The organism is Rhizobacter sp. P2_H2 (assembly GCF_056403375.1).
In genome coordinates, this window is the sequence record NZ_JBFUFP010001705.1 from 1 (window position 1) to 694 (window position 694).

At 65.7% G+C, this 694-nt stretch carries 1 protein-coding gene; it reads right to left on the minus strand.

The window, feature by feature from the left end:
* Positions 1 to 694, minus strand: a 694-nt coding sequence (locus tag AC1D15_RS35725) for an efflux RND transporter permease subunit (RefSeq protein WP_477829817.1), incomplete at both ends; no start/stop codon positions are given.

Here is a 694-nt window from a genome sequence, read left to right on the forward strand (position 1 = left end):
CCCGGCTCCTTCAGCATGCGTGCCTCGAAGCGCTTGGCCAGTTCCTCGCTCGACTGGATGGTGGCGCCCTCGGGCAGCCACAGGTCGACCAGGATCTCCGGCCGGCTCGAATCGGGGAAGAACTGCTGCTGCACCTTGCCCATGCCGGCCAGGCCCAGTACGAAGGTGCCGATGGTCAGGCCGATCGTGATCCAGCGGTGCTTCACGCACCAGTTCACCGCGCGCCGGAAGCGCGTGTAGAACGGCGTGTCGAACAGCTCATGGTGCTGCTCGCCCTCGTGCATCTTGCTCTTGCTGTGCAGCAGCTTGGCGCCGAGGTACGGCACGAAGTACACCGACACCACCCACGAGATCAGCAGCGCCGCGGTGGTCACCGCGAAGATCGCGAACGTGTACTCGCCCACCGTCGAGCGGGCCATGCCGATCGGCAGGAAGCCGGTCGCGGTGATCAGCGTGCCGGTCAGCATCGGCATCGCGGTCACGTCGTAGGCGAAGGTCGCGGCGCGCATCTTGTCGTAGCCCTCCTCGAGCTTGCGCACCATCATCTCCACCGAGATGATCGCGTCGTCGACCAGCAGCCCGAGCGCGATGATCAGCGAGCCGAGCGAGATCTTGTGCAGCCCGACGCCCCAGTAGAACATCGTGACGAAGGTGATCGCGAGCACCAGCGGGATCGTGATGCCCACCACCAGGC